23 protein-coding genes are annotated in these 25,937 nt (G+C 62.0%); 6 read left to right on the forward strand and 17 right to left on the reverse strand.

Annotation, left to right across the window (positions count from 1 at the left end; all coding sequences use genetic code 11):
• Window positions 1-287: hypothetical protein (locus FJ960_RS24490; protein ID WP_210243291.1), on the forward strand; the 287-nt coding region annotated here is incomplete at its 5' end.
• Between the two features lie 63 nt (window positions 288-350).
• Here the strand turns inward: FJ960_RS24490 and FJ960_RS24495 are convergent.
• The 9 genes from FJ960_RS24495 to FJ960_RS24535 all read right to left on the reverse strand — a co-directional run bounded on the left by FJ960_RS24495 (window position 351) and on the right by FJ960_RS24535 (window position 10,770).
• A complete protein-coding gene (locus tag FJ960_RS24495) occupies window positions 351-2,288 on the reverse strand; it encodes a hypothetical protein (RefSeq protein ID WP_140717393.1) in 1,938 nt (645 codons plus the stop codon).
• On the reverse strand, window positions 2,285-3,136 hold the full coding sequence (locus FJ960_RS24500; RefSeq protein ID WP_140717395.1) for a hypothetical protein: 852 nt from the start codon (window positions 3,134-3,136) through the stop codon (window positions 2,285-2,287). Before FJ960_RS24500 ends, FJ960_RS24495 begins: the two co-directional genes overlap by 4 nt.
• Before the next feature lie 14 nt (window positions 3,137-3,150).
• Window positions 3,151-4,161 carry a hypothetical protein gene (locus FJ960_RS24505; RefSeq protein WP_140717397.1) on the reverse strand — a complete coding sequence of 337 codons (1,011 nt, stop codon included), beginning with the start codon at window positions 4,159-4,161 and terminating at the stop codon, window positions 3,151-3,153.
• Window positions 4,161-5,237, reverse strand: coding sequence for a GTPase-associated system all-helical protein GASH (locus FJ960_RS24510; RefSeq protein ID WP_140717399.1), 1,077 nt, complete (start codon window positions 5,235-5,237; stop codon window positions 4,161-4,163). The genes FJ960_RS24505 and FJ960_RS24510 overlap by 1 nt, the downstream gene beginning before the upstream one ends.
• The gene (locus tag FJ960_RS24515; RefSeq protein ID WP_181174307.1) at window positions 5,237-6,556 is read right to left on the reverse strand and encodes a metallophosphoesterase; all 1,320 of its coding nucleotides are present in this window, start codon (window positions 6,554-6,556) and stop codon (window positions 5,237-5,239) included. The genes FJ960_RS24510 and FJ960_RS24515 overlap by 1 nt, the downstream gene beginning before the upstream one ends.
• 348 nt (window positions 6,557-6,904) lie before the next feature.
• The gene (locus tag FJ960_RS24520; protein WP_140717403.1) at window positions 6,905-7,150 is read right to left on the reverse strand and encodes a MoaD/ThiS family protein; all 246 of its coding nucleotides are present in this window, start codon (window positions 7,148-7,150) and stop codon (window positions 6,905-6,907) included.
• A 17-nt stretch (window positions 7,151-7,167) separates the two neighbouring features.
• Window positions 7,168-9,432: a xanthine dehydrogenase family protein molybdopterin-binding subunit gene (locus FJ960_RS24525; protein ID WP_140717421.1), complete on the reverse strand. Its 2,265-nt coding sequence runs from the start codon at window positions 9,430-9,432 to the stop codon at window positions 7,168-7,170.
• Window position 9,433: 1 nt separating this feature from the next.
• Complete coding sequence (locus tag FJ960_RS24530; RefSeq protein WP_140509251.1) at window positions 9,434-9,910, reverse strand: (2Fe-2S)-binding protein; 477 nt, start codon at window positions 9,908-9,910, stop codon at window positions 9,434-9,436.
• The gene (locus FJ960_RS24535) at window positions 9,910-10,770 is read right to left on the reverse strand and encodes a xanthine dehydrogenase family protein subunit M (protein WP_140717423.1); all 861 of its coding nucleotides are present in this window, start codon (window positions 10,768-10,770) and stop codon (window positions 9,910-9,912) included. Before FJ960_RS24535 ends, FJ960_RS24530 begins: the two co-directional genes overlap by 1 nt.
• Before the next feature lie 213 nt (window positions 10,771-10,983).
• Here FJ960_RS24535 and FJ960_RS24540 point away from each other — a divergent pair, with 213 nt between their 5' ends.
• The 3 genes from FJ960_RS24540 (at window position 10,984) to FJ960_RS24550 (ending at window position 13,445) form a co-directional block, all read left to right on the forward strand.
• Window positions 10,984-11,436, forward strand: coding sequence for a hypothetical protein (locus FJ960_RS24540; RefSeq protein ID WP_140717425.1), 453 nt, complete (start codon window positions 10,984-10,986; stop codon window positions 11,434-11,436).
• Between the two features lie 108 nt (window positions 11,437-11,544).
• On the forward strand, window positions 11,545-12,693 hold the full coding sequence (locus FJ960_RS24545) for an amidohydrolase (protein ID WP_140509257.1): 1,149 nt from the start codon (window positions 11,545-11,547) through the stop codon (window positions 12,691-12,693).
• A 128-nt stretch (window positions 12,694-12,821) separates the two neighbouring features.
• The gene (locus tag FJ960_RS24550; protein ID WP_140717427.1) at window positions 12,822-13,445 is read left to right on the forward strand and encodes an FMN-binding negative transcriptional regulator; all 624 of its coding nucleotides are present in this window, start codon (window positions 12,822-12,824) and stop codon (window positions 13,443-13,445) included.
• 80 nt (window positions 13,446-13,525) lie between these two features.
• On the opposite strand, the gene FJ960_RS24555 is transcribed toward FJ960_RS24550, so the two are convergent.
• The gene (locus FJ960_RS24555) at window positions 13,526-14,452 is read right to left on the reverse strand and encodes a sigma-70 family RNA polymerase sigma factor (RefSeq protein ID WP_140717429.1); all 927 of its coding nucleotides are present in this window, start codon (window positions 14,450-14,452) and stop codon (window positions 13,526-13,528) included.
• Window positions 14,449-15,201, reverse strand: a complete 753-nt coding sequence (locus FJ960_RS24560; RefSeq protein ID WP_140717431.1) for an SDR family NAD(P)-dependent oxidoreductase — start codon at window positions 15,199-15,201, stop codon at window positions 14,449-14,451. Before FJ960_RS24560 ends, FJ960_RS24555 begins: the two co-directional genes overlap by 4 nt.
• 257 nt (window positions 15,202-15,458) lie before the next feature.
• On the opposite strand from FJ960_RS24560, the gene FJ960_RS24565 reads away from it, so the two are divergent.
• Window positions 15,459-16,517 carry an aminopeptidase gene (locus FJ960_RS24565; protein ID WP_140717433.1) on the forward strand — a complete coding sequence of 353 codons (1,059 nt, stop codon included), beginning with the start codon at window positions 15,459-15,461 and terminating at the stop codon, window positions 16,515-16,517.
• Between the two features lie 39 nt (window positions 16,518-16,556).
• On the opposite strand, the gene FJ960_RS24570 is transcribed toward FJ960_RS24565, so the two are convergent.
• The 6 genes from FJ960_RS24570 to FJ960_RS24595 all read right to left on the reverse strand — a co-directional run bounded on the left by FJ960_RS24570 (window position 16,557) and on the right by FJ960_RS24595 (window position 24,304).
• Window positions 16,557-17,141: a GNAT family N-acetyltransferase gene (locus tag FJ960_RS24570; RefSeq protein ID WP_246672931.1), complete on the reverse strand. Its 585-nt coding sequence runs from the start codon at window positions 17,139-17,141 to the stop codon at window positions 16,557-16,559.
• Between the two features lie 96 nt (window positions 17,142-17,237).
• A complete protein-coding gene (locus FJ960_RS24575) occupies window positions 17,238-17,942 on the reverse strand; it encodes a hypothetical protein (RefSeq protein ID WP_140717435.1) in 705 nt (234 codons plus the stop codon).
• A gap of 33 nt (window positions 17,943-17,975) precedes the next feature.
• Complete coding sequence (locus tag FJ960_RS24580; RefSeq protein WP_140717437.1) at window positions 17,976-19,157, reverse strand: hypothetical protein; 1,182 nt, start codon at window positions 19,155-19,157, stop codon at window positions 17,976-17,978.
• Between the two features lie 79 nt (window positions 19,158-19,236).
• A complete protein-coding gene (locus FJ960_RS24585; protein WP_140717439.1) occupies window positions 19,237-19,959 on the reverse strand; it encodes a TfuA-like protein in 723 nt (240 codons plus the stop codon).
• A gap of 5 nt (window positions 19,960-19,964) precedes the next feature.
• Window positions 19,965-21,119, reverse strand: coding sequence for a YcaO-like family protein (locus FJ960_RS24590; RefSeq protein ID WP_140717441.1), 1,155 nt, complete (start codon window positions 21,117-21,119; stop codon window positions 19,965-19,967).
• A gap of 23 nt (window positions 21,120-21,142) precedes the next feature.
• Window positions 21,143-24,304 carry an AAA family ATPase gene (locus FJ960_RS24595; RefSeq protein WP_140717443.1) on the reverse strand — a complete coding sequence of 1,054 codons (3,162 nt, stop codon included), beginning with the start codon at window positions 24,302-24,304 and terminating at the stop codon, window positions 21,143-21,145.
• 380 nt (window positions 24,305-24,684) lie between these two features.
• Here FJ960_RS24595 and FJ960_RS24600 point away from each other — a divergent pair, with 380 nt between their 5' ends.
• Complete coding sequence (locus tag FJ960_RS24600; RefSeq protein WP_140717445.1) at window positions 24,685-25,872, forward strand: alpha-D-ribose 1-methylphosphonate 5-triphosphate diphosphatase; 1,188 nt, start codon at window positions 24,685-24,687, stop codon at window positions 25,870-25,872.
• The last annotated feature ends 65 nt before the right edge of the window (window positions 25,873-25,937 follow it).

A 25,937-nucleotide genomic window follows, 5' to 3' on the forward strand; every position in this document is an offset into this window, starting at 1 on the left:
GTGTATATGAGGGCGCAGGCGGCGGGGGTGGTGTAGGGCAAGGTCGGGGCCTGGAAGGCCTGATCCGCCACCAGCCGGAAAACGACCGCATGGCCCAACGCCTAGAAGCAGGCACGCTCGCGGCCTTGGTGGAGAAGGATGCGGTGCTGGTCGGCCAGGCGGAACTGCTGCGGTCGATTCTGGAAGGTGTCGAAGGGGATGCAATCCTGGCGGGCAAACGCGAGATCGAGGAGGGGATTGCGGCGATTACGGCGGCGTTGCGGGAGCGGCAGACGTTTTTGTTGTGAGGTGAGCGAAGCCTATCACGCCTATTCTGCTATGGCTACTACTACGCCGAGCATATTACGCTTTTAAGGCCAATCCCAAAACTTTAATAGGGAACTTTTCTTAGGGCGATCTTCGCCCCGAAGGACGATCTCCATCTCAGCTGGCGTGAGGGCGAGCCGGTTCAAGATGTTGTTGTTCGGAGCAACCAAGCTCAGCTTTGAAAGGCTCAGAAGGATCCGTTTGTTTAGATCCCAGTAGCTAGCCGAATAGAAATGTGGGAGGTCGCTCTCTAACATGGACTTTGCAGTCCGAGACAAACCAGCGTTAACAACCACAACGCGAAGTTCGGGCAACACCAGTGAGATCAAATCCCAACTGTTCGCGGTTTCCTCGTCGATCGCTATCCTGAGCAATGCAGCTTGCATGGTCGTACGTTCATTACCCTGGGCGTCATCGACCATCGCGGACATAAGCCTTGCAATCTCTGCGCTGCTCTTTGCAAGATTTCGCGGATAACGCAATATGGAGAGTGCCGAAGCAAATTCCTTCGTGGACCGAAGTAGTGATAACCAATTCAAGCGCAGAATCTCCTCACCCTGACGCGATAGGCGATCGAGCCATGACTCATGGATCCGATTCTCGCAATGAGCCTCAACAGCGAATTGAAAAACGAGCGCGGGGCGCGAAGAAATCATCAAATCTTCGATATCACCCAAGTCTCTTTGAAGCATCTCGCGGATCACGACATGAGCGTGAGAGGCGGACGACTTGCCCTCGAGGAGCTGAGGTAGAACATCGTTTGCTACGAGCGCGAGACTGTCGGCGTCGATGAGGTCCTTCCGCGCAAGGAGGACGTCGGCGAGCATATCGCTCGGGTACTCAGTTGTGACGGATGACTTATCCGCGAGCGCAACAATAGCTCTGTTGATTTCGTGCTTCCATGGCGACAACTCTTTCTTGTTCGCTGCGTAATAGCGCGCGACGGTGCCGATCTCTCGTGATGACAACTCCCCGAGCCTGGCTCCGACCTGCGCGGTCGTCGGAGTTTCGGGAAGTGCCTTCGAAGTCAGAATCTGCAGAAGATCGACAGCGGAAATCGCAGCCACAAGCCTTGGTGAACTGGGGCCGAGCCCCAATATATCGCGCTTGAGCACCGCACCTTCCAACGGATCTGGAAGAGCTCGAAAGACGTCAAAGGCTGTATCTGCGGGGATAACATCGGCGTTCCCGAAACGTACGTAGAGATCTACTATCATCCGATACTGACGTCGGGAGGCCGTGATGTCGCGACCATACCGCCACAGGAAGCGCCGCAAGGGCGTCACTTGGTTTAGCGCAGCGTCTACGGCTGCAGTGAGAACCCACTTTTCACGAGTCTCTAAAGGCGCCTCATCGCGTGGAGCGACCTGAACACTGTAGTCGTTCTGATCAGTTCGGCGGTTATCGCTCAGCGATGCCGTGCAGAAGGTGAACGTAGACCTGAGGCGCGGCCATTGCTGCGACCAAACGGCCAACACGGCATTTTCGATCTCATCGGGTTCACCGCTGTCGGGTGACAATATTGCTCGTCCGGCAGTGTAGTAGCCCGCAATGATTTCTGAGATCAGGTCGACGTTAGCGGGCTCAACGGCCCGCGCGAGCGGGACATCCAGCGGATTTTCGTACAAAGACGTCTCGTTCAAGACTGGTCGCCGGAAGAGCTGCAGAACCCCAGAGAGCGCGGGCACGGAACCCGAAGTTTTCGGACCGAGCAGGAGCACATGACTCCACACGCAACCCGGGCGCGGCATTTCCGGAGCAGCCCAGGTCCGAAACACGGCATATCTCCGCGACTCCGGCAAGGGCAATCCGGACAGATAACTGTCCTGTTCACCAAGGCGGGCTCCACTGGCTAGATCGCTCGCAGAGCTGAGAAGGAACAGGTCCCTCGGTGGCAAGCGCACGGATGACGCGATCTGTCGATGGCCGTCGGCATAGCCGAACAGGGCTTGGTCGATGCTATCGTGCGCAGCAGCACTCAAATCGCAGACTCCAGACCTGCCAGCCAGAGCAACGGCCGAGTGATGTCATGTTCCGTGATCTCCGGGCCGACGATCCGTATCCGCTTGCTTGCGGGCACGATCGCGAGAAGATTTTCGCGGTCGGGACCTGGTCCATCCTTCTTCTTCGACAATCGTCCACCTTGTGCCGAAACGCCGTAGATCCGCAAATTCAGGATGCCTTCCGAATTCGCCAGATACTGCGCCAAGAGAGGATATCGATCGTTAAGCCATTTCTCGGGGTTTGTGTCGCCGTCTGGCACCAGATCCCAGGCAGACACTACCAAAGCGACCTTCATAGGCTTTGCCTCAAAAGGTGGCCGTTGCAGACATTGAAGGAGGTCCACGAGTTGTACCTGCAGGGGAGCCTTCGCAGGCTCCCAATGGTTCGGGTCGACGGCTGGCTGGGCCGCTTCCTCTTCTGCATCGAACGCATCAAGGATCGTGACTGAGTCATCGTTCCTTCGATTCGCACTGAGGAACAACAGCATACCCTCGGCATTCTTGACGAGTTCGACGAATTTCTCAGGACAGTATCTCGTCGCGAAGGCTTGCTCGAGTGTTTCGCCCGACATGTCATCAAATTGCAGTGTCATCTCGTCGCCCGATGCCGCATGCAGCAGATTAACTCGAATGTTCTCAACCTGCTGTAATTTCGTGCGCTCAACCTCGTAGCCTTCGGCCCACGATCCTGAAATTTCCTGCAGATAGGTAAAGTCACCGAAGTGCTTCCCTTTGATTAAGGCCGTGGGAATCTCCTCGCTATCAACCAAATGCCAGAGGGCGGCCGCGAAGGTGGTTTTCCCGGATTCTTGGATACCGAAGACCATGCAACGAGTATCCATCACGCCCCCCTCGCGACTTTCGACATCAGCCGGTCGATCTGGCGCGGCGCATCGACGACCGGCCGCGGCGCGACGTCGGGAAGTGGCTCGGGCTCCGTCCAGCGCCGGACTAGATCGTCAAGGCCAACAATGCCGATCGTGCGATCCGCCTTTGGCAGTGCACAGATTTCGTGCGATGAAATCGCGAGTCCTTTCTTGGCGAAGTCGGACACGATTCGAGCTTGGAAATCGTTGAGGAAGCTTATGTCAGCCGGATCACTGCCGCGAGTGATGTCCAACTTAGTTGAAAGGATCTCAACAGCGGCGGCATCAGCTAGGGCCCCGTTGTCGTGAAGGGCATTGATCATCTGGCGGAAATTCCGGGTGTAAGCAGTCCGATCGTCGTTCGATGCGAGCCGCCCGCCGTCGAGTAGGAAGCAGACCCGGTCCGCCAGCTTGAATTCGGCGAGTGTTCCGATGAGGTCGGTGGAAGTCCGGGCGGCCGCATAGGTCTCTCCAGATCGGTCCGCGATTACCAAATCAACAATGTCTCTGCGGCTGCGCGCCAGCGCCAGATGGAAAAACGCCAGCGGATCGCGCCTGCTCGTTCGGGGTACTGTCGGCGAGGCACGGCCAGAGCTCAGCATAGCGAACGCCTGGAGCTTGGCAAACCCGAGCAACGTCTCGCTGCCCGCAAACGTGAGGTCGGCGAACGGACCCCGACAGAACATCGCATAGATCGAACATAGCAAAGTCGTCTTGCCGACCTTCTCCTCGCCGACGAGAGCAACCGTTCTCAGCCGACGCCGTCTCGACAGAATCGAGTAATCGGCAAGTAGCATCTTGTTGCTGGCCCAGATCTGTACCGGCGGGACAGTCCTGGGTTCTTCCGATTCTTCGAGCTCTTCGATCGGCTCGATATCAGTTGCGTAATTCTCGCAGCCCTCAACCGGATCGTGGCCAAGCGCGCACTTACCATCGATCTGAACTTTGCAACCGTCGTAGCTGCAGATCGGCACTACGGTGTTCATCAAATGGTCCAACCGTACTCGAGCAACGCTCGCTCGCGAAACGCTTGAATGCCGAGTTCAAAATGCGACATCTTGGCGGTTGCGATTTCGGGCACGGACTTCGTGAATTCCGTGTCCCAAGCGTCGCCGTCGTTCGCGATCAATTGGATCGCCGTGTGCACGGGGAATAGAGACCTAGATGCTTCCGGAATATCCTTCGACAGTTTTTGCGCATCTTCCTGGGAAAGCGATTTGACAGCAGCCTTGAGACTGGACTTGCCGTCCGCCTCTGCTCCCGAAATCCTTCTCAGAATCCCGTGCGCGCCGTAGGGACCTGGCAATTGCCGCACCATCGCGCCGAGTTCAACACCGGATACTACCATCTTTAGTGCGGACGTCGTTTCGGTGCGCGGCTTATTGAGCAATTCGTGCCAGTCGCCAATGCACCACCACAGCATATCGACTTCCTCAGCGAGCCGGACGATGTCGCTGCGGGCGCTTTCCACAGGTCCCTTGACGTTGTCTGATAGAGCCTTGATCGCGGTCTCGGTTGACACCATGACCGCGTCGAAAGCTGCCTTCACGACTGGGCCGGGCAATGGATTGTTGTTGTTCACTGCATCGACTTCCGCCGTGATCGCCTTCAGTTTCGGCACCGCCAAGAGCTTCGTTCCACTAGAAACCCGATGGTTGCGGACCGCGTTGTGAAAAGCAACGTTCGCTTGCATCGTCAGCACGTCTCCGTCAGCGGAATGCCGCCGACCGCAATATGATGTTGTCAGAATTGCCAGCGGTGCATACGATCCCGGCGACTTAATACGTTCTCGAAGAAGCAGCGCGGCGATCCGCCCAGCATCAGCCTTGTCCTTTTCCGCAAGGAAGTGCGGATCGAATTCCCGCACGGCATCCTCAAACCATGGGCGCGCGGGGAAAGGCTCAATTTGGTAGGCTAGGCGACAGAGATCGTAGATTTGCGCCATCTTGTCGATGGCCTTTGAGAGTTTTCTGAAGCTTTTGTGCCTCGCTTCGACGACCTCGCGAGATGCACCGGCGTCGAGATCCCTATACGACTGGATGAAATCGAATTCGTCGGCCATCAAAGCGTCTCCCCTGCCAATGTCTTGTCGATCAAGCGGTCCATGTCGGAAAGAACGCCTAGCGTTTCGCTTCTTTTTACGGCAGCCACCACGAGTTCGTAGTCCTTCATATCTCGGTCGCCTGGCCTATCGAGCTTCAGCAACGTGATCACACGTCGTTGCTCGTGCTCCTTTAGCTTAAACAGCTTGATGGTCACGCTCCTGACGGTTGGCGGCAGGGGGGCTGACGTCGTCATTGTCTGAGACTCCAGCACTGGCGTACTCGCTTCGGCTTTCGTAATCTGGGGGACGACGGCTTTCGGCGCCGCCCAACGCGGCAAGTCATAGGAATTTTCCCAAATCGGATTTCCCCTCCGGTCTGGTACCGCAAGGAAATTGTTCGTTGCAAATTGACGTACCCAAACCTTAACGACGAGCTTACGCTTCTCGTCAGTTCCATCAACCGACACATCGATCCAATTATAGCCCGGCTTCCAGTCACGTTCGTTCCGATCCGGGTGCATTGCACCTGCGCGAATTCTAAGGAAATACTTTCCTTCCTCAACGCGTAGAGTGTGTTCGTGGCCGAAAAGTTGGATCTGCGCCACTGTCTCGCACCGCTCCTGAAAGTCCTGCCCGTTCTTGAGCCAGCCAAATGGATGGTGCGCCATCACCATATGACAGACACCGTCTTCTTCCTCGATCTGCGCGGCCGCCGGATCAATCAACATGCGATCCTTATCGTCTGTAATGTCAGAGACTAAGACGGTGTTGAACCCCCAGAGGCGAAGGGTCGAACCATCGTTTAGGGGAAGATCTCGCCGCGCGAACGGGCGCGCACCGAGGTCTTCCGCTCCGTCGTTGTCTAGGTACGGTTTCAGCAAGCACAAGAATTTCGCTGCAAATCTGTTGTACTCTTGGATCGGCCCAAAGATCACATCCGAGGCGATCTTGCTGCGCATCCACTGTCTGAGATAGCCGTTCACTTCGTTGGCGGGTTTGGCACGGAGCGCTTCCCTGGCCATATTCTGTGCGATGTCGTTTTCCGCGCTTCGATCTACGTCATGGTTGCCAGGTATGACGAATACATCATCAATCAAACATCCTGCTTCAGGACACAGCTTTTCTTCGAGCCACTTGTAGGCAAAGGCATACTCTTCCGTACCGCCAGCGAAAGCGACGTCTCCGGTCAGCAGGATGCCGTCGGCAGGTCGCCCGATTTCCGTCCGCATCCGCCGCACATCACGAACTATGTCGCTGCGCAAAGCAAGGTTTGGATCGTCCGGCTGGCCGATCTCGGTCTTCTTGAAATGAATGTCAGATAAGTGCAGAAAGAGCATCGCCTGTCCCCAACCAGGGCGACGTCGGCAGCCGTTTTCAGTATTGGCCAGCCTTTTATGAACACTCAATGTGTACTGATATTTCGCCCGATTCCCTAATAGCATCTTGGTTGTGGTTCGAATAGACGCACCACCTACTCTAGAACGACTATTTGTGTAGATCCAACAGCAGCTTGTCTGATAAGCTTTTTAGCACAATGGGAATCAAGATAATCGCGGCGGCGCGAATGAAACGTGCAGCTACCGTGAAGACGTGACATTCGACATGCTTTCCAGCCATTCCGCACGCAAAATAGCCGAAGCGGATCATGAAGAGGTTTGGAAAGTTCTCACTAAATTGCTCCCCCCTCACCCTCCCGCCAATCTCGGCAGCAGAAAAATCTCCGCCCCCGGCGGCAGCTTCTTCGACCAGGTATCGCGATAGATCGTCCCGTCGATCGCGACAGCAATGCCGCGATCGATCCACGGTTCAAACCCGGGATACTGTTCAGCCAGTTTCCTGAACAGCTCCCTGATATCCTTGGCCTCGATCTCGACCTTGCTCTGGCCTCCGGCAAGCTGGCTGAGCGCGCCCCAGAGCGTGACTTCGACCATCAGAACCTCATCTGGCCCTAGCCTTCCCGTTCCGCCTCGATCGCCGCCAGGATGCGGGGCGGTGACATCGGGATGTGGGTCATGCGCACGCCGGCCGCGTTCGAGACCGCGTTGGCGATCGCCGCCAGCGGCGGCACGATCGAGGTTTCGCCGACGCCGCGCACGCCATAGGGGTGGTTGGGGTTGGGGATTTCCAGGATTTGGGTGTCGATCATCGGCAGGTCGGAGCAGACCGGGATGCGGTAGTCGAGGAAGCCGGCGTTCTGCAGCCGGCCGTCCTTGCCGTAAATATACTCCTCGTTGAGCGCCCAGCCGATGCCTTGCGCCGCGCCGCCCTGGTACTGGCCCTCGACATAGGTCGGGTGCACCGCCTTGCCGGCATCCTGCACCACCGTGTAGCGGATCACCCTGGTCGAACCCGTCTCGGGGTCGACCTCGACGTCGCATATATGGGTGGCGAAGGAGACGCCGGCGCCGTCGGCGACGAGCTCGCTGTGGCCGGCGATCGGCCCGCCGGTCTTGCCAGACTGCGCCGCGATCTCCTTCAGCGACAGCTTGCCGAGATTGCCGTGCTTCTCGCCCCTGGCGACCGCGTGGCCCTGTTCCCAGACGACGTCGTCGACCGCTATGTCCCACATCTGCGCGGCGCGCTCGCGCAGGATTTTTATCGCGTTGCGGGCGGCCGAGATCGTCGCCATCGAGGACGAGAAGGTGCCCCGGCTGCCGTCGGTCATGTCGTTGTAGCCGAGGCTCGACGTGTCGGCGACGATGGCCTTGACCTGCTCATAGGCGATGCCGAGCTCCTCCGCCGCCACCAGCGACAGCGAGGCGCGGGACCCGCCGACGTCGACCGTGCCGACGGCGAGCGAGACCGAGCCGTCCATGCCGATGTTCAAATCGGTGCAGGTCTGGCCGCCGAAATTGAACCAGAAGCCGCAGGCCATGCCGCGCCCCTGGTTTGCTTTAAGCGGCGCCTTCATGTGCGCATGGTTCTTCACCGCTTCCAGCGTCGGGCCGATGCCGATCGGGCCGTAGACCGGGCCGTAGGACGACCGCGTGCCTTCCTGGGCGGCGTTCCTGATGCGGAACTCGACCGGATCCATGCCGAGCTCCTTGGCGAGCTCGTCGACGGTGCTTTCCACCGCGAAGGCCGCCATCGGGGCCGACGGCGCGCGATAGGCGGCAGTCTTCGGCCGGTTGACCAGCACTTCGAAGCCCACGGTCTTGACGTTGTCTAGACGATAGCAGGCGAACGCCGTCATGGCCCCGATCTCGGCCCAGGTGCCGGCATAGGGGCCGCTGGTGTAGCGCAGCGTCGCTTCGGCCGCCGTGATGGTGCCGTCCTTGCGGGCGCCGATCTTGACGTCGATCGAGGTGGCGCTGGTTGGCCCTGAGGCGCGGAACACCTCGTCGCGGGTCATCACCAGCTTCACCGGGCGTCCGGCCTTGCGCGACAGTGCGAGCGCCACCGGCTCGGCCCAGACATGGGTCTTGCCGCCGAAACCGCCGCCGATCTCCGAGGAGGTGACGCGCAGCTTCGAGGCTTCCATGCCGAGCAGCTGCGCGCAGTGCTGGCGATAGACGAAATGACCCTGCGTGCAGACCCAGAGGTCGGCGGTTCCGTCGGAGCTGACATTGGCCACGCAGGCATGCGGCTCGATATAACCCTGGTGCGTCTGCTCGGTCTTGAAGGAGCGCTCGACGATGAAATCGGCGTGGCCGAAACCCTGATGGACGTCGCCATGGCCGAACTGCGAGCGCTTGGTGACGTTGGAGGGCTTGACCGGCTTTTCCTCCAGCCCCTCGGTGAAGACCGTGTCGTTGATCAAAGGCGCGTGGTGCTGCATCGCCTCGTCGACGTCGGTGACGTGCGGCAGCACCTCGTAGTCGACCTCGATCAGCTTCAGCGCTTTCTTCGCCGTATGGGCATCGATCGCGGCCACGGCGGCCACCGCATGGCCGTCATAGAGCGCCTTGGTGCGCGCCATGCAATTGTCGAGGATGTCGTACATGGCGGCATCGCCGTCGGTGAGATCGGGCAGGTCGGCGGCGGTGATCACCGCCTTGACGCCGGCAAGCGCTTCCGCCTTCGAGGTGTCGATCTTCCTGATCTTGGCATGCGCGTGCGGGCTGCGCAGCACGCGGCCGACCAGCTGGCCGGCCATGTTGAAGTCGGCACCGTAGCGGGCGCGGCCGGTCACCTTGTCGACACCGTCGGGACGGATCGGGCGCGTGCCGACGGATGCGAATTTACGCCCCGAAAAACGCGGATCGAAATTCATCTCAGGCTCCCTTCATAACGATGGCCGCGTCCTGGACGGCGCGCACGATCTTGTCATAGCCGGTGCAGCGGCAGAGATTGCCGGCCAGCCCGAAGCGGATTTCCTCCTCGGTCGGGTCGGGGTTTTTGGCGAGCAGGTCCTTGGCCGCGATCAGGAAGCCGGGCGTGCAGATGCCGCATTGCAGGGCGGCGTGCTCCAAAAACTTCTGCTGCAGCGGGTGCAGCGTATCGCCATGCGCCATGCCCTCGACGGTCTCGATCCGGCGGCCTTCCGCTTCCGCGCCGAGCACCAGGCAGGAACACACCAGCCGGTCGTCGACGATGACGCTGCAGGCGCCACAGTCGCCGGTGCCGCAGCCTTCCTTGGCGCCGGTCAACCCGAGCCGGTCGCGCAGCACGTCGAGCAGCGTCTCGTCGGGCTGGCAGAGATATTCGACGCTGTCGCCGTTGATTGTGGTTGAAACAGCTACACCAGCCATCATTTGCCTCCTGCGCGTGCATAGGCGGTCTGTGCGGCTCTCCTCGCCAGCACGCCCGCAACCTTGCGTCTGAATTCGATTGTGCCTCGCTTGTCGTCGATGGGTCGGCAGGCCCCGGCGCAGACCTTGGCCAGCCGCTCCAGCGCTGCCTCGTCGAGCTTGCGGCCGATCAGGGCCTGCGCCCCTTCTTCCACCAAAAGCACGGTCGGCGCGGCGGCGCCGATCGCCACGCGGGCCGCCGTCACGACGCCGGCTGCGTCCACCGTCAGGTTCACGCCCGCGCTGACCACGGCGATGTCCATCTCGGTGCGCGGAATGAACCTGAGATACGCATCGGCCGAGCGCGGCGCGCGCTTGTCGAGCAGGATCGCCTCGATGATCTCACCCTTGGCGAGCGATGTCCGGCCCGGCGCGGTCGGCACGGTCTCCACGGCAATGGTGCGCTTGCCCGACGGGCCGACGACCACCGCCTTGGCGCCAGCCGCCACCAGCGCCGGCACGCTGTCGGCCGCCGGCGAGGCATTGCACAGATTGCCAACAATGGTGCAGCGTCCCTGCACCTGCTTGGAGCCGATCAGCTTCGCCGCTTCGACGACGCCAGGCCACGCCTTCTTGAGCGCGGCGTTCTCGCCCAGCACGGCGCAAGGCACGGCAGCACCGATGCTGAAGCCGTCGGCGGTTTCCCTGATGTCGCGCAAGCCGGCGATCGACTTGATGTCGACGATCAGTTCGGGTTCGACAAAGCCACCCTTCATCCTCACCAGCAGGTCGCTGCCTCCGGCAAGAATGGCGGCCGGACCGGCCGCCCCGGCCAGTTGGCCGACGGCATCTTCGATTGAAAGCGGACGTATGTAGCGCATCGTCTCCCCTTGGTATCGCGATTTCAGCGACCGTTATAAACAATCGTCTCATAATGACCATCCGTTTCCCGGGCCGAGGCGATTGGGCCAGGTGCGGCAAAATGCGGTCCACCTCACCTGAAGCCCGCCCAGGGAAGCGCAGGTGCAGGGCCGCATTAAGGCTTGACCGGATGATGCCGCGCGTCAATCCTCTGTCCCAGGGGAGGAGTTTCCATGCCACGTCTCTTGGCTGCGCTTTGCGCCGTGATGCTGGCCTCGCCGGCGGGCGCCGCGACGCTCTACTACGGCTCACGGGTCGGGATGGAGCTCACCATCGTCAAAAAGTCAGGCATCGGCTCCACGCACGCCGGCATCCTGGCCAGACACGACAGGCGGAAGGCGCGCGTCTACTGTGAATATGGCCACGATTTCACCGAGGAGTGCATCGACGCGGAAATGCAGGCGCCGCTGCACTTCGAAATCACCGCCAACTGCAAGACCGGCGAGTTCACCACCTTCTATGGCGCCAAGATGCTGTTCCAGGGCCGCAACAAGGGCACCGATGTGACGACCGATTACCGGATCACCGCCGTAGACGAGAAGGTGGTGCTGGATGGCTCCGGCGCCTCGGGCTACGACTACACACTCGACCAGTTCAAGGCGCTCTGCCCCAACCGCGTGCGGTAGCCGATCCACAAGGGAGTGCCGTGTCTGGCCCGCCGAAGCCTGGGAGTTGGACCGTGGCAGACACGGCCGTTTATCGCTAGCACAGGACCGCAGTGGAGGCGAAAAACCATGACCCTGACCAATCGCGACATTGTCGAACTGACCGAGTGGCGGCGCAAGCTGCACCGCCAGCCGGAAATCTCGAACGAGGAGGAGAAGACGGCGGACGAGGTCGTCGCCTTTCTCGCCGACACCGGGCCGGACAAGGTGCTGACCGGCCTCGGCGGTCACGGCGTCGCCGCCATCTACGACAGCGGCAAAAACGGACCGACCGTCCTGTTTCGGTCCGAACTCGATGCGCTGCCGATCGAGGAACTGTCCGGCGTGCCGCATTCATCGCAAGTGCCGGGCAAGTCGCATATGTGCGGCCATGACGGACACACCGCGATCCTGGCCTCGCTTGGCCGCCAGTTCGGCCGCGAGCGGCCGGCCAGCGGCCGCGTCGTGCTGATGTTCCAGCCGGCGGAGGAAACCGGCAATGGCGCGGCCGGCGTCGTCGCCGATCCCCGCTTTGGCGAGATCGCGCCCGATTTCGCCTTCTCGCTGCACAATCTGCCCGGCGTGCCGTTCGGCGAGGTCAGGCTCAAGCCCGGCGTGGTCAACTGCGCCTCGCGCGGCATGCGCATCGTGCTGGAGGGCAAGACCGCGCATTCCTCCATGCCCGAGACCGGAACTTCGCCCATGCCGGCGATCTCGGAGCTGATGCCGGCTTTGCCCGCGCTCGGCCGCGCGACCTTCGCCGATGATGATTTCTCCATGATCACCGTCACGCATGCGCGAATGGGCGAGGCGGTGTTCGGCATCGCGCCTGCTTACGCCGAGGTCTGGGCGACGCTGCGCACCCGCCGCGACGAGCGCATGGCGGACCTCTGTGCGGCCACTGAGGCGCTGGTCAAGGAGATCGCCGGCCGGCACGGCCTCTCCGCCAGCTGGGACTATCACGAGATCTTCGTCGCCAGCGTCAACGCACCCGATGCGGTCGAGCATCTGCGGCGCGCCCTCGACGAAGAGAGCGTCGCGCATGGCGAGGAAGCCCTGCCGATGCGCGCCTCGGAGGATTTCGGCCTGTTCGGCCACAGCGCCTCGTCGGCGATGTTCTTCCTCGGTGCCGGCGAACGCCACCCCGCGCTGCACAATCCCGATTATGACTTTCCCGACGACCTGATCCCGATCGGCTCGAGGATCTTCATGCGCACGGCGCGCAACCTGCTCGGCTGATTTCAGCGCAACCCGGCCAGCACCGCGGCTCCGTCCCGGATCAACTGGACATCTGGACTCTTCGAAACTGGGACATTTCCAACGGGCCGAATTGTGTGGCATCTGTCAGGCCAACGCAAGGAGTTCGAATGTACACGCCGCCCGCCTTCCGCGACGACGACAAGGACAGCCTCATGGCGACGATCCGCGCCGCGCGGCTGGCCAACCTCGTCACCGCCACGGCGGACGGGCCGCTCGCCACTCCCCTGCCCCTCTTTCTCGACGAAACCGAGGGCGAGCATGGCGTCATCCATGGCCATCTGGCCAGGGCCAACCCGCAGTGGCGTATTCCTTCGATCGGCGACGGGCTCGCCATCTTCATGGGGCCGGACGCCTATGTGACGCCGGCCTGGTACGCGACCAAGCAGGAAACCGGCAAGGTCGTGCCGACCTGGAACTACGCCGCCGTCCACGCCTATGGGCCGGTCGAGTTCTTCGACGATGCGGACAGGCTGCTGGAGGTCGTCACCCGGCTGACGAACCTGCACGAAGGGGCGCGCGCCGCGCCCTGGGCGGTGTCGGACGCGCCGCCCGACTTCATTCAGTCGCAGCTTCGCGGCATTGTCGGCCTGCGCATGCCGGTCGTGAGGCTCGAAGGCAAGCGCAAGATGAGCCAGAACCGCAACGCCGCCGACCGCGCCGGCGTGGCCACTGGGCTGGCGACGAGCGAGCGGCCGTCCGACCGCGAGGTCTCGTCCTTGATCCCGTCGTAACGCACACGACGCCTCGCCTTTGATTCGGCGGCCCGCGCCCGCCGCCGTCAGGCGTCGATCCGGCCCGCGACCTGCTTCGCCTATCGGCGTCCATTGCCACCAGAGCCGGCTTCCCTCGCCAGCACCAGGTCCGCGTCGTCGAGAATGTAGCGGACATAACGGTAGTCGCGAATGAAGCTGATCCGGCCTTCGCGCCATTCCAGCCACATGAAATGACTTGGCTTCGGGGCGGCCCGGTCTTCGAACACCGCGATCACTTCGCGGCCCTCGACCCATGCCGGCCTGAGCCACAAGCCGTCGCTCTTGGCGTAGATCGTGAAGAACATGCCGACGTCGGCGGCGCCCGCGCGCGGCGGGTGCATGGATTGATGGAGCCGCACATCATCGGCGAGCAGCGCGCGCAAGCCGTCCCAGTCGCGTTGGTTGAACAGAGTGACGTAGCGCACGGTCGCCGCGGACGCGATGCGCGCATCGGGGAGCGGATTGGCCTCAGCGTTGAGCCGCCGAAGCCGGGCGCGTCCGCGCGCCAGATGCGCCTTCACCGCATCGACCGTGATGCCAAGCAAAGCGGCGATGTCGGCCAGCGGCTCGTCGAGCACATCCCTCAGGATAATCACGCTGCGTTGCGGCACCGGAAGCTCCGCGAAACGCGACACGGCGGTTTGCACGGCTTGCCTGCGCATCAGCATCTCCACCGGGTCGACCTCGTCGGCAATCTCAAGCGCCGCTTCGATGGGCTCGGCGGCGCGGATCGCGCGGCTGCGCAAAAGGTCCAGCGCGCGGTTGTGGGCAATCCGGAACAGCCAGGGCCTGAGCTGCGGCACCTCGCGCAACTCGTCCAGGGCAATGAAGGCGCGCGCGAACGTATCCTGCACCACATCCTCGCCGTCGATGACAGAGCCCATCAGGCGCGAACAATAGCGGTGCAGCTCCGGCCGCAAGGCGGCGGCAAGGGCAAGCAGCCCCTCCTGCCGGTCGCGCTCCACGGCTGACTTTCCCTCGCTCAAGGGCCCTCCATGATCGTCACGCCCGCGTCGCCGCTGAGGCCGAAGACGACGCCCTCGGCATATTGCGGGTCTTCCAGCACGGAAACCACCCTGTCGCCGAAAGCCCGGGGCGGCATCGGCGCGCCGAAGCGGGTGATGAATTGTTCCGGCGTGATGCCCATCGAGCCGGCATAGGCGCCGGCCGCCGCATCGCCGATCCCGGTGCCGAGGATCATCTGCCGCGGCACGATCGCCTGGAAGCGTATGCCGAGCCCCTTCTCCCGCGCCACGCCATTGGCGTATTTGGCCATGAACCACAGCATCCGCTTGGAGCCGCCATAGCCGCCCGACATCTGCGACCCGGTGACGGCGGCTCCGCTCGACCCGACCAGCACCCGGCTACCCGGCTTGAGCGGCAGGTTCAGCGCCGCCTGCAGCCAGTAGAGCCCGGCCTTGACGTCGGTTTCCCAGGCGATGGAGAAATCCTCCCACTTCAACTCGTCCAGCCGCCCCATCCGGGGCGTGGCACCGGCGTTCAGCACCACTATGTCTGGGCGGACCTCGCCAAGAATGCGATAGGCCGCGTCCTCGTTCGTGACATCGGCCGCAATGGTGGCGACCCCAAGCCGCGCACCGACCGCTTCCAGCGCCTCGGCGCCACGCGCGACCACGGTCACGCTGGCGCCTTGCTCGACCAGCGCTTCGACCAAGCCGAGGCCAAGCCCACGGCTGCCGCCGGTGACCACGATATTCCTGTCCCTGAGGCTCATTGACCCTGCTCCAGTGTTTCACTGTAGCTAAGACGTTTGAGGATCGGGAAAAGAGTCAGGGGTGGGCGAGATTTGGCATCTGCCCCGGCCTTCCGGGATCGTGGTGTGTTGGAGAGGTTCGTGGTGGAGAGGTTCGCGATAGACATGCACTCGGCCGATATGGAGCCGGCGGCAGGCCGGCAGCTTCGAGGTCATGCCCAGTGGACGGTCCGCCGGACATGTGCTCCATGGGCAGGTGACGAAGCGGTGGGGAAGAAGTGAAGCGCGTTTTTCGATTGTTTGCCGCGGCGATCGTGGCGTCCGCCATGAGCGGTTGCACCAGCATTTCCTACTACGCGCAATCGCTGGAAGGTCATGTCCGGATCATGGCCGCGCGCGAAGACGTCGGAAAACTGATCAAGGCCCCTTCTACCCCTGAGGCATTGCGAACCAAATTGACGTCGGCGAGCGCCATAAGGCGTTTCGCGACAGACGAGCTGGCACTGCCCGAAAACAGCAGCTACCGCAGCTATGTCGACATCCACCGGGATGCAGTGACCTGGGCCGTTTTTGCCGCGCCGCAATTCTCGCTCACGCCAAAAACATGGTGCTTTCCGGTTTTCGGCTGCGTTCCGTACCGGGGTTACTTCGATCGCAAATCCGCAACCGAAAGCGCCGTCGCACTTCATGGACAGGGGCTGGACGTCTATGTCACCGCCATCACCGCGTATTCCACGCTGGGCTGGTCCAGTGACCCGCTGCTCAGCACCATGCTGCGTCAGGACGACACCTATCTCGCGAGCCTTATCTTTCATGAACTGGCGCATCAGCGCCTCTATGTGAACGGCGATTCCGCATTCAATGAGGCTTTCGCGGTTTCCGTCGAAACCACCGGCACAAGAAAATGGCTCCGCGCCGCCGGCGATCGCGCCGGATTGCGCCGCTACGAAGCCGACCGCAAACGCAGCGCCGATTTTCTCGGACTGGTGTCGAAAACGCGCGACGAGTTGAGGCAGGTCTATGAAAGCTCCCGCACGCCGGACGAGATGGCGGTGGCCAAGGCAGCCACGCTCGACAGCCTGCGGACACGCTACCGGCAAATGCGCGACAGACGCTGGGCCGGATACCGGGGATACGACGCCTGGTTCAACGCCCCGATCAACAATGCAAAGCTCGCCGCGACTTCTGTCTACGGCGAACAGGTTCCGGCGTTTCTTCGCCTGTTCGAGCTGTGCTCCGGCGATTATCCAAGGTTCTACGCTTCCGTTCGACGGATCGCTGATCTGCGCGAACCGGCCCGTGCCGAAGCGCTCAAGGCCGCGACCACGTGCGATTGACCTGCGGAGCACGATGGGCTTTGGCGTGCTCCGATGGCTCTAAGCCTGGTTCGCCAGGACTGACGTTCCTATGTCCGCGTCGAGCACAAAACGCTCGCAACGCTCGCCGTCGGACTCATCGATGAAGCTGTCGACATGTTTGAAGCCTAGCTTCGCCAGTATCCGCAACGACGCGACATTGCGTGCCGCCGCCTCGGCCGTCACCTGGTCGAGCGCCAGGGTCTCGAAGGCGTAGCGAACCACCTCGCGTGCCGCCTCGGAGCCCAGCCCCTGCCCCCAATGCGCACGCCCCAGCACAAATCCCAATGCGGCTGTCTTGGGGTCGTTCGCGCCGAAGGACAGGGTTATCGTCCCGATCGCGTCTGACACGCCTGCCTGGTCTACCGACCATTTGATCGCCCTGCCGTCGGCGAACCGCTGACGCGCAAGGGCGAGCCATCGCTTGCCCGCGCTGATGTCGTCGGCAACCGGATCGCCTGCAAGGGAGGCGGATTCGACATCGCTCGCGCGCGCGAACCACGCCGGGATATCCTGCTCGCCCGGCGCCCGAAGCACGAGCCTTGCCGTGGTGAGCCTGGGAACTGCCTCCATGGAGGGCAATGGACCGCCGTCTCTGAGTTCCATCCCCAGCCCCGTGCAGCTTCAGCCGATCCGACTCATGGCAAACCTGCTAGGCAGGCGAGCCTTCTTGCCTTCAACCTTGACAGGGAACATGAGAGACTATTCGCTCAGCTTTCCGCCGCGGTGTCCCATCGTCATCTTGGATGCGTACATCGTCGGTGCACGCTTGCCTGGCAGGTTCGCCTCGAGAACGATCTGCTCGACAAACCCTTGGTTCATTTCGAATTCCACGCATTCGTCAAGCTTATCGACAATCCAGAGCATATATTTCTCCGAGCCATGCTTATTAAATTTCTTATCATACCCGCAATCGTCGAGAGGTATCATTTGAGGGAGAACTGGGAGAAGCATGATCTTCGGTTTTGGAAGATCAAAGCAATGCCCCTCATACGAATACCCGACGATAATTCCAGATGACAGTACTTTTCCGCTCTTATATGCCTCATCGAATGACACCACCGTAGAAATCACGATAAATCCGATATTTCGCACGGCTAAGGAAATCTGAGTCGCGTAGCCAAACCCATCGGGAAATCCGTTGATTCTTCGATTTGCAATCAAGTTAAGAAATTCTTCCTTTGTAAGTTTTGAATCACCCAATTGCGTCAAAAATTGCTCATTTTGACTTATATCATCCGATTGTGATCGAACTGATATTGCGAAGTCTGAGCTCTCAAGGTTTTTTGGATGATTGGGGTAAACAAGATCTCCGCCGCCTGGGGCGATACCGTAAAGCCTGACCTGTGTCGCGTTGTAAGCGCCCGATGGAAACGTCAATGTCGGTCGGTGATAGTCGTCGCTCATTTTCCTCGCTCCCTTTTGTTGCAATCGATCAGTTCATAGAATCTCTCGCCATCTGAAGTTTTCTTCAAACTTTTCCGCAAGCGCGGGCGCCAGCCGGTCGCTGACATCGACCAGCGTGGCAGCGGCATTCTCGAAGGTCAGGTCATCCGCATCGAGGCGCGGCCATGCCTGAGCAAGTGCGAGGGCCACTTCGTCCCTAGCTCTGATCAGCATGCTCTTGAACATGAAGGGCCGAGCGCGAAAGGCGCGGGACGTGAAATCCGAGATGCGCTGCATGTCGGACTGGTCGACATCCCTGATATCGATCCCCAGCAGCCGCTCGTCGGCCAACCCCTCGTGCACCAATGCCGCGTGGTAGACGTCGACGATCGTGTCGAACACAGCTCCCGTGAACGGCCGTGACCTGTCATGGATTTCCGCCGTCACCTCCGACATGCGGCGTGCGTTGCTGGCGAGGCGGATCTGCCGATCGCCAGTCAGTTCGGCAATCCGGTTCAATTCATTGAGAACAAGCAGGTTGCCATCGCAGTGCCGCAGCAGCCGGTCCATGCCGCTGTCGAAATTCAGGAAGGACAAGAGCGAGACCAGATCCGAGCTGGCTTCGTGGAACGGCCCGAAATCGCCTTGAGTCAGGCCGCCGGCTGGTGTCCCAAACAGCGAAAACAAGATTGCGTGGCCGACCTCATGTGCGATCACGTCAAAGTTGAGCGCATAGGGATAGTTGCCTCCGTCGATGCCGCGCTCTCGGCCGAGTTCCAGATAGCCATAACCCGATTGCGCATTCTCCCAGTCAACGAACGGAATGATTTCGAGCCGCTCGTACGTCTCGGCAAAATACCAGACAATCGGTTTGCCGAGGTAGCTTTCCCAGATGTCCAGCACGCGGCTGACCGAGGCGAAAGCGTGCGCGGAAAGGAACTGCCTCGATGTCAGGGAAAGCTGATCGAAATGGCCGTCAAAGCCAGCCTCCGCGGGCGGAAAGATTTCGCCGACAAAGGGTGGCAGATAAGGGTAGTCGTAAGGCTCCTTGTCAAGGAGCGGATCGCGAACGTAGATGCGGTGATCTTCCGGACCGGGGCGGATCAGATCCGGTGGAGTAGAAATCCATACTGTCTCAGGTGTTCCGTAACCCGAAAGGTGAGGGACCTGCGCGTAGACCAGGAACCGCGTTCCCAACGCGGGATCTTGCGCAACGACACGATCGACCGCGTCCAATTGCTTGGCCCCCTCTGAGCCTATGACCGTATCACGGCGCTTACGTCACGTAAATCATCGACCGCCAAGAGGCCAGGGCCTATAGCGCCAGCCCCGCATCATCCATATCCTTGGAGAAGGCCGAGGTTAGCTGCAATTCCGGCATGGGGTGTGCTTTTTCAAATGCTTGCTCCCGCAAAAGTTCGAGTGCCCGCAGGGCATCTTGCTTTTTTTGCTGGACGAAAGCCGCGCCGAGTTCCCTGCACAAATTCTCGACGTCGTCCTTGCCGTCGTGCGCATCCCGGACCATCCGTGCCAGGGTGCGCTCGCGAAAGTTGACGGCCTGCGCCGCCCCCTCGAGCCTCGCCTGCTGTTCGGGTGAAATCACGCCGCGCCGGCAAGCGGCGCGAACGGTCCGGCGTAGGTCAATCAGCGCATGCGTCAATTGAGCGAAATTCACCTCGGCTGGTCCGTGCAATACCGCTACCGCGTCGTCGGGTGCAAAGGCGAAGCGGCGATACCATCGGTAGATAAGCCCGACGCCTTGCATATGGGGGAACAGCTCGGCCGCTCGAAGGGCACCCATGCTGGCCGCGCCGACGACATGAATGCCGCGGCTGAGGGCCCACAGGATTTCCTTGTGCCGAACCGCGGGCTCGGCCTGAAAACCGCCGTCTATTACAAGGATCGCACTCGGGTCGAAATGCTGCACGGCCGACACGATCGAGCCTTGCACGGCCGGGGGAAGGCATACCGCATCGACGACCTTCAATGCGTCGGCATGGGACACGGTAGGGCCGGTGAAGACGAGCTTCGGGCGCATGGTCCCTACCCCTGTAAGAGCGGCTGCAAGGCAGGGATGACGATCCTGACAACCGACAGGGTGTCGAGCGGTTTCGTTGGCACCCGGATTAGGTGAACCGCATCGAACCCCCTCTCTTCGAGAATTGCCAAGAGGACCGACAGCCCGTCCGACGCCGTGTTGAATTTCTGCTCGGCGAGCGCGCGGAAGTCCACGCTGCGCGGGCCATCGCGGAGGAGCCGGCGATGCGCCGCGATCATCCGCCGATCGGGGTATTTCGGATAGAACGCGCGCGTCAGGTCATCGCGCGCGCCCGAGATCGCCGCCAGACGGGCCTGGGCCGCTTCGTGGATGGCGTGCGTCGCGGCGCCGGCGGGACTGAAACCGGCAGCCGAACCATCAGCCGGATGATCCAAAAGGACCATTTCCGTCGGTTCGTCCTCCAGCAAATGGCACCACACCACCGGTATGCCCAACGGCGACAAAGCTTGCCAAAGGCCGACCAGCACGTTCTTGGCCGCCAAGGTTTCCAGGAGATCGCGGAGCGACGGATCATCGATCGTCTCGGTATCGATGCGTTGACGGTGGAAAAACCCGTGGGTCCGGTATGCCGTGGCGATCGCGTCGCGTTCGATGCATTCAAGCATGCCATGAACGATGGCATCGGGCTCCTCGAAGCCCGCGGCCAAACCGCTCGTCGATGCCGCGAAAATGCCGTCATGGGGCAGTGACGGCAACACATAGGCGGTGTGCACGAGCTCGAAAGGGACTAGGTCGCGGCTGCCGGTAAGAAGATTGTCCGCGGCTACCCACGCCGTCTCCCTGCCGCGCCATCCGGGCGCGGTGCCACCCTGGAGATGCCTTTCGAAACGATCGGGCGGGATGCCCAACAGATCGGCGCGGCCGACGACTGTGTCGAAATTCGCCACCTGCTCCGCAAAGAAGCTCTCGGCCGATTCCAGCATGGCCGATATCGCGGCTTGCGCCAGGGTGGCGCCCTTCCCTTGCGCGACCGCGTTGGAGAGCGAGAAAGGTCTTGTCACTTGCACGACCGGGATGCCGAGTTGGTCGAGCCCGGTAATGTCGGCGATCCGCGTGATGCCCAAGCCTTCGCGCATCTTCATCAGTCTCGCCAGCGCCTCATCGGGCGGCGGACCCAGGCGTTCATATCGCTCCAGCATCGCGGATACTCTTGCAGGGCCGGCTAGTGCCGAACGGCCGATTCGGGATTGACGATCAGCGCGGCGCCCGGCTCGAGAGCGGATTTCGCACGTTCGACCCGATCGCGATAGCGCGACGACAGTTCAGGTGACAGGCCTGATGATTGAAGGGTCTCGTATGTACCGACGAGGAAAGGCACAGCGCTTTGCTCCGCGGCTATGGCGATGCTCTTTTCGAGGGCAGCGATTATGTCCGCCTCCGCATCGCCCTGGAGAAGAAGTAGCTCCGCCCTTCGCCGGTAGAGCTCCGCCAGCCAGAAGCGGCTGCCTCCGGCCTCGGCCTGCGCCACGGCCGAGCCCAGCAGCGCGAGCGCCTCATCGACCTCGGCGGTTCGTGTCAAAAGCTCTGCCAGCATGCTGCAATAGACCGGTTCGTCCTCAGGCGTCTGGAACGCGCCATGGAGGCCAAGGCCTTGCCGCATTTTTTCCCTGCCGCTCTCGACCTGGCCGGCGTTGCCGTCGCACCAGCCTTCGAAGATTTGCGCCGCGGCGGCCAGGGCGGGCATATAATGGCGCTCCGTCAAGTGGCGCAAATCCGCTATCACGCTTCGCAGCATCGAAAAATCGCGGCGATAGCAATGCAGCATCGCCTCGTTGAGGTAGGCATGCGCGATGCTGCCGGCATGTTCGGTTAGCTGCGCCCAGTTCCTAGCTTCCGACATCGAATGGATCGCGCTTGCCGGCTTTCCGACGAACCACAGCGACAAGGCGCGGTGGGCGAGCCCGCAGACCCTCGCGTCATGCCCGCCGAACAACGCGGCATTGGCTTTGCCCTGGCCGTGCTCATAGAGCGACAGTCCGGCGTCGACGGCCGCGATACAGCGGTCGTGGCGGCCAAGATTGAAGTCGATTGCCCACACGCAATGCCTGGCCTGGAGTTGCACTTCGGCATCCTCGACATCCCTGAGATCCCTGAGCACGACTTCCGCGCGCTCGCCGTCCATGACGGTATCCGTGAACCACCAACCCCAGTAGATCGGGAACCACTTGGCCCGCTCCGCCACCGGCCGCCGCCGGGCGATCACCACGCCGTTCTCGTACAATTCGCGGGCGGGCGCCGAGTTCGGACCTTCGACAGCGGTCAGGATGGGACCGAGCACGATCATTGCCGATAGCCGCAGCGCGTCTCGCGTGTCGGCTGCCGCAACGCGCTCGCAGAGCGCCAATGCATGCTCGAGTAGCTGCCTCGCTTCCGCCATTGCTGAGCGGGACGAGCTTTCCGTGCCTGCAATCACGAACTGAGCGATCGCGTCCTCCAGAAGGCCTGCGCGCTCGGCGTGCTCGGCGATCTCGGCGGTGCCCAGCCACCCGGCCAGGTTTCGGTTGCGGCTGACCGCGGCAAACAGGCGGCGATGCAAGGCCTGCCGTCTCTTGCGCAGCGTTGCGTTGTAGATCGTCTCCTGAATAAGCGCATGGCGCACGCCATGGACCGGAACGCCGGAAGACCGCACGCGGATCAGGAACCCGGCCTCCATCAGCGAATCCAGCGCGTTTGCGATGATTTCGTCGTCGAGCTCCGGCAACAGCGCGCGCAGCAATTCCTGATTGAAACGATTGCCCACGACGGCGGCGGCGCGCGCGACTTCGCGTGCCGGCCCCAGCGTTTCGAGCCTGGCCTCGATCACGCTTTCGAACACCGAGGCATGACTGCGCGTCGCGGTCCGCGCCAGCCGATCCGTTGCCGAGGCCGCGTTCTCGGTCATCCATTGGCAGATTTCCTCGATGAACAGCGGGATGCCTCCGGTCACGCGTTCCACCACGTCGAGCAATTCCGGGGAAGTTGACGGCTTGCCTTGCGGCCACATGGCCGCGATCGCCAGCCGCGTTTGCTCGCGGTTGAGCGGCTCTAGTGAGATATGCCTTGGATTCGATGCTGCCAGCCAGCTTTCGGATTCAGGGCGCGTCGTCGCGATGACAAGCGCCCGGAAGTGACGGGCCGACCGTGCAAGCTCAGCCAATAATTGTCTCGACGTCAGGTCGATCCAATGTATGTCCTCGACCACCAGGACGATCGGTCCGCTGGCGCACAAGGCTTCGAGCGAGTGGCGAACCGCCCAATTGGCTTTCGCGCGCATCGCCTCGGCGTCGATTTCCTTGAGCATCGGATCGGCTCCCGCGGCGCCGAGCAGGAACGAGAAGATGTCGATGATTTCGGGATCGCGGACGTCATGATCGCGGAATACTTCCGCCACGGCGGCAGCGCTCAGCTGTCCTTCGTTGCCGGCGAGATCGCCGCGTACGTTCTGTAGCAGCGGATGCAGCGCCGAGCGCAAGCCGCCGGGCGTGCACTGGAAGAGCAGCAGTTTCGCGCGCTGGTGACGCGTGCGCCGGCGCACTTCGTGAAGAATGCGCGACTTGCCGATGCCGGCCTCGCCCTCGATCACCACCACGCCGCCGTTTCCCGCGACGGCGCTGTCCCATGCTTCGGCGATCGTGGCGAGCTCGGCCTCGCGATTGACGAGCGGACTGCTCAGCCGCCCGAAGGCGAAGAAGCGGTCGACCTCGCGCTTGTGACTCAGCGCGCGCCAGACCAGCTCCGGCTCGGCAAACCCCTTGATCGCATGGGGGCCCCTGAAGCTGAACACATGCGACCGTCGCGCCAGGTTGCGCGTCGCGTCCGAGACCACCACCGTATCCGGCTGCGCGATGGCCTGGAGCCGCGTGGCCATCGCGAAGGCAGGGCCGGTGACATTGTCACGACCGGTGTCGGCGTCACCCTTGTGGATCAGGGTCATCGATGTCGCGATTCCGACCCGGACATGCAGATCGGCGCGGCCTTGGTCCGAACCGACCCGCCTGCAGGCGTCGATGATTTCGAGCCCGGCCCGGATCGCCAGCGATGCCGCGTCCTTGGCGTCTATTTCGGCGGGAAACAAAGCAACGCCGCCATCGCCGACCTCGACCTGGACGGCACCCGAGCACGACGCGACCGCCTGTCTCGCCGCCCGCTGGAAGGCTGATATCAGTTCCTCGAACTCTTCGATGTCCAGGATGGCAAGAAGGTCGGTCGATCCGACCAGGTCGTAGCAGAGCGCGGTCAGGATCCGGCGCTCATGCCGGGCTTCGGACGCATTTTTGCCGTTGCCGCCCAGAAAACCTGTTGCTACCGACGCCGCCGGCAACGCGACCGGGCTCTTCTCCGACATGCTGCGATTTCCTCGCCGAGCACAGTGACGGCAATATTAGCAAAGTGCGATGCTGTTCACAAAACACTTAATCGGTGGGCGGGGCGGGAAAGCCGATGCCGGGATCATATGGAGAGATATGCTCACGGCGTAAACTCCCCGTGGCGTTGACATTTGCCGCGACCGCTTTTGGTGGGCGGCAGGGATGACTTCGATGACCGAAATAAAGCTGTCACCAACCGAGCTTATCCGATCCTCGGGAATGAACCATCCACGTGACACGCCTTGAGGCAGCCCGGCCGGAGGGCGATCGGAAATGTGGAATGCTGTTTTCGGAGACGACCATGCTTGAACGGACAGACAGGGCCGCGCCCCACCGGGATCACACGAAGAAATAGGACATGTGGCTGAGTGAATTCGAGATTGTCCTGCGCGACCGCGTCATTGCCAATGGCGCTGTCAGGATCGAAGACGGCCGGATCGCCGAGATCCGCGACCAGCCTGTCGAGAACGCCGACCTCATCGGCGGCGGCCGCCTGCTGCTGCCCGGTTTCATCGATATGCATGGCGACATGGTGGAGCGGGAAGTGGAGCCGCGCAGCGGGGTCCACGTGCCGATGGCAATCGGCATCGCCGAACTCGACAAGCGGCTGGCCTCCTGCGGCGTGACCACCGCCTATGCCGCGCTCTCCTTCATCGGCAACAGCGCCACCGCAGCCTTGCTGCGCTCGGAAGAACATACATCTTCGATCATCGAGACCATCACCGGGCTGAAAGACGACCTTCTGGTCGATCACCGCATCCATGCCCGTTTCGAGGTGACGTTCACCGCGGCTGTCGGCGTGCTGGAAAGATTGATGGATGCCGGCAAGCTGCATCTGGTTTCGCTGATGGATCATACGCCCGGACAGGGACAGTACCGCGATGTCGAATTGTATATCGCCCGCATGGCCAAGGAGCGCGGCATGTCGATAGCCGATGTATCCGAGGTCGTCGGCAAGCGCATGGCCGATCGAAACGGGCATGGCGGTGTGCTCGGCACGTTGCAGAGCCTGTCGGCGTTTGCCCGCGCCCGCGGCATCGTGCTCGCCTCGCACGATGACGACACTCTGGAAAAGGTGGAATTTGTCCACGGCCTGGGAACCGTGCTCAGCGAATTCCCGGTGACCCTGGAGGCTGCGCGGGAAGCCCGCCGGCTGGGCATGTATACGGCCATGGGCGCGCCCAACGCGCTGCGTGGAGAATCCTATTCGGGCAATCTTTCCGCCCGCCAGGCCTATGAGGCCGGGCTGCTCGACATGCTGGCCAGCGACTATCACCCGGCCTCGATCCTGCCGGCCGTGCTCGGCCTGGCGGAGCTGCGCGACGGTGGCCTGGCGAAGGCTGCGGCGCTGACAAGCGCTAATCCGGCCGAGGCACTCGGGCTCACCGATCGCGGCGCCATCGAAGCCGGGCTTCTGGCCGATCTCGTCGTCGCCGACCGCCAGCCGGTGCCACGTGTGCGAGCAACCTTCCGCGCCGGCCGCATGATCTACGGCGACGGCACGCTGAGCCGTTCGCCGCCTCCCGGGAACGGCAAACGGCTCTAACGCTTTGTCTTGACGCAATTCCCGCGGGGAAAGCGCCGCGCGCTTTTCCCGGGAAACCACTTCAC

This window comes from Mesorhizobium sp. B2-3-11 (assembly GCF_006442215.1).
GTDB lineage: Bacteria > Pseudomonadota > Alphaproteobacteria > Rhizobiales > Rhizobiaceae > Mesorhizobium > Mesorhizobium salmacidum.

What these genes read in the sequence shown, in the direction of transcription:
- FJ960_RS24550 (WP_140717427.1), top strand. Translation starts at nt 12,822, where the DNA reads ATGTACACGCCGCCCGCCTTCCGCGACGACGACAAGGACAGCCTCATG.
- FJ960_RS24590 (WP_140717441.1), bottom strand. Translation starts at nt 21,119, where the DNA reads ATGCTGGAGCGATATGAACGCCTGGGTCCGCCGCCCGATGAGGCGCTG.
- FJ960_RS24570 (WP_246672931.1), bottom strand. Translation starts at nt 17,141, where the DNA reads ATGGAACTCAGAGACGGCGGTCCATTGCCCTCCATGGAGGCAGTTCCC.
- FJ960_RS24530 (WP_140509251.1), bottom strand. Translation starts at nt 9,910, where the DNA reads ATGGCTGGTGTAGCTGTTTCAACCACAATCAACGGCGACAGCGTCGAA.
- FJ960_RS24510 (WP_140717399.1), bottom strand. Translation starts at nt 5,237, where the DNA reads ATGGCCGACGAATTCGATTTCATCCAGTCGTATAGGGATCTCGACGCC.
- FJ960_RS24585 (WP_140717439.1), bottom strand. Translation starts at nt 19,959, where the DNA reads ATGCGCCCGAAGCTCGTCTTCACCGGCCCTACCGTGTCCCATGCCGAC.
- FJ960_RS24515 (WP_181174307.1), bottom strand. Translation starts at nt 6,556, where the DNA reads ATGCTCTTTCTGCACTTATCTGACATTCATTTCAAGAAGACCGAGATC.
- FJ960_RS24500 (WP_140717395.1), bottom strand. Translation starts at nt 3,136, where the DNA reads ATGGTCTTCGGTATCCAAGAATCCGGGAAAACCACCTTCGCGGCCGCC.
- FJ960_RS24545 (WP_140509257.1), top strand. Translation starts at nt 11,545, where the DNA reads ATGACCCTGACCAATCGCGACATTGTCGAACTGACCGAGTGGCGGCGC.
- FJ960_RS24535 (WP_140717423.1), bottom strand. Translation starts at nt 10,770, where the DNA reads ATGCGCTACATACGTCCGCTTTCAATCGAAGATGCCGTCGGCCAACTG.
- FJ960_RS24525 (WP_140717421.1), bottom strand. Translation starts at nt 9,432, where the DNA reads ATGAATTTCGATCCGCGTTTTTCGGGGCGTAAATTCGCATCCGTCGGC.
- FJ960_RS24600 (WP_140717445.1), top strand. Translation starts at nt 24,685, where the DNA reads ATGTGGCTGAGTGAATTCGAGATTGTCCTGCGCGACCGCGTCATTGCC.
- FJ960_RS24540 (WP_140717425.1), top strand. Translation starts at nt 10,984, where the DNA reads ATGCCACGTCTCTTGGCTGCGCTTTGCGCCGTGATGCTGGCCTCGCCG.
- FJ960_RS24595 (WP_140717443.1), bottom strand. Translation starts at nt 24,304, where the DNA reads ATGTCGGAGAAGAGCCCGGTCGCGTTGCCGGCGGCGTCGGTAGCAACA.
- FJ960_RS24560 (WP_140717431.1), bottom strand. Translation starts at nt 15,201, where the DNA reads ATGAGCCTCAGGGACAGGAATATCGTGGTCACCGGCGGCAGCCGTGGG.
- FJ960_RS24575 (WP_140717435.1), bottom strand. Translation starts at nt 17,942, where the DNA reads ATGAGCGACGACTATCACCGACCGACATTGACGTTTCCATCGGGCGCT.
- FJ960_RS24505 (WP_140717397.1), bottom strand. Translation starts at nt 4,161, where the DNA reads ATGAACACCGTAGTGCCGATCTGCAGCTACGACGGTTGCAAAGTTCAG.
- FJ960_RS24520 (WP_140717403.1), bottom strand. Translation starts at nt 7,150, where the DNA reads ATGGTCGAAGTCACGCTCTGGGGCGCGCTCAGCCAGCTTGCCGGAGGC.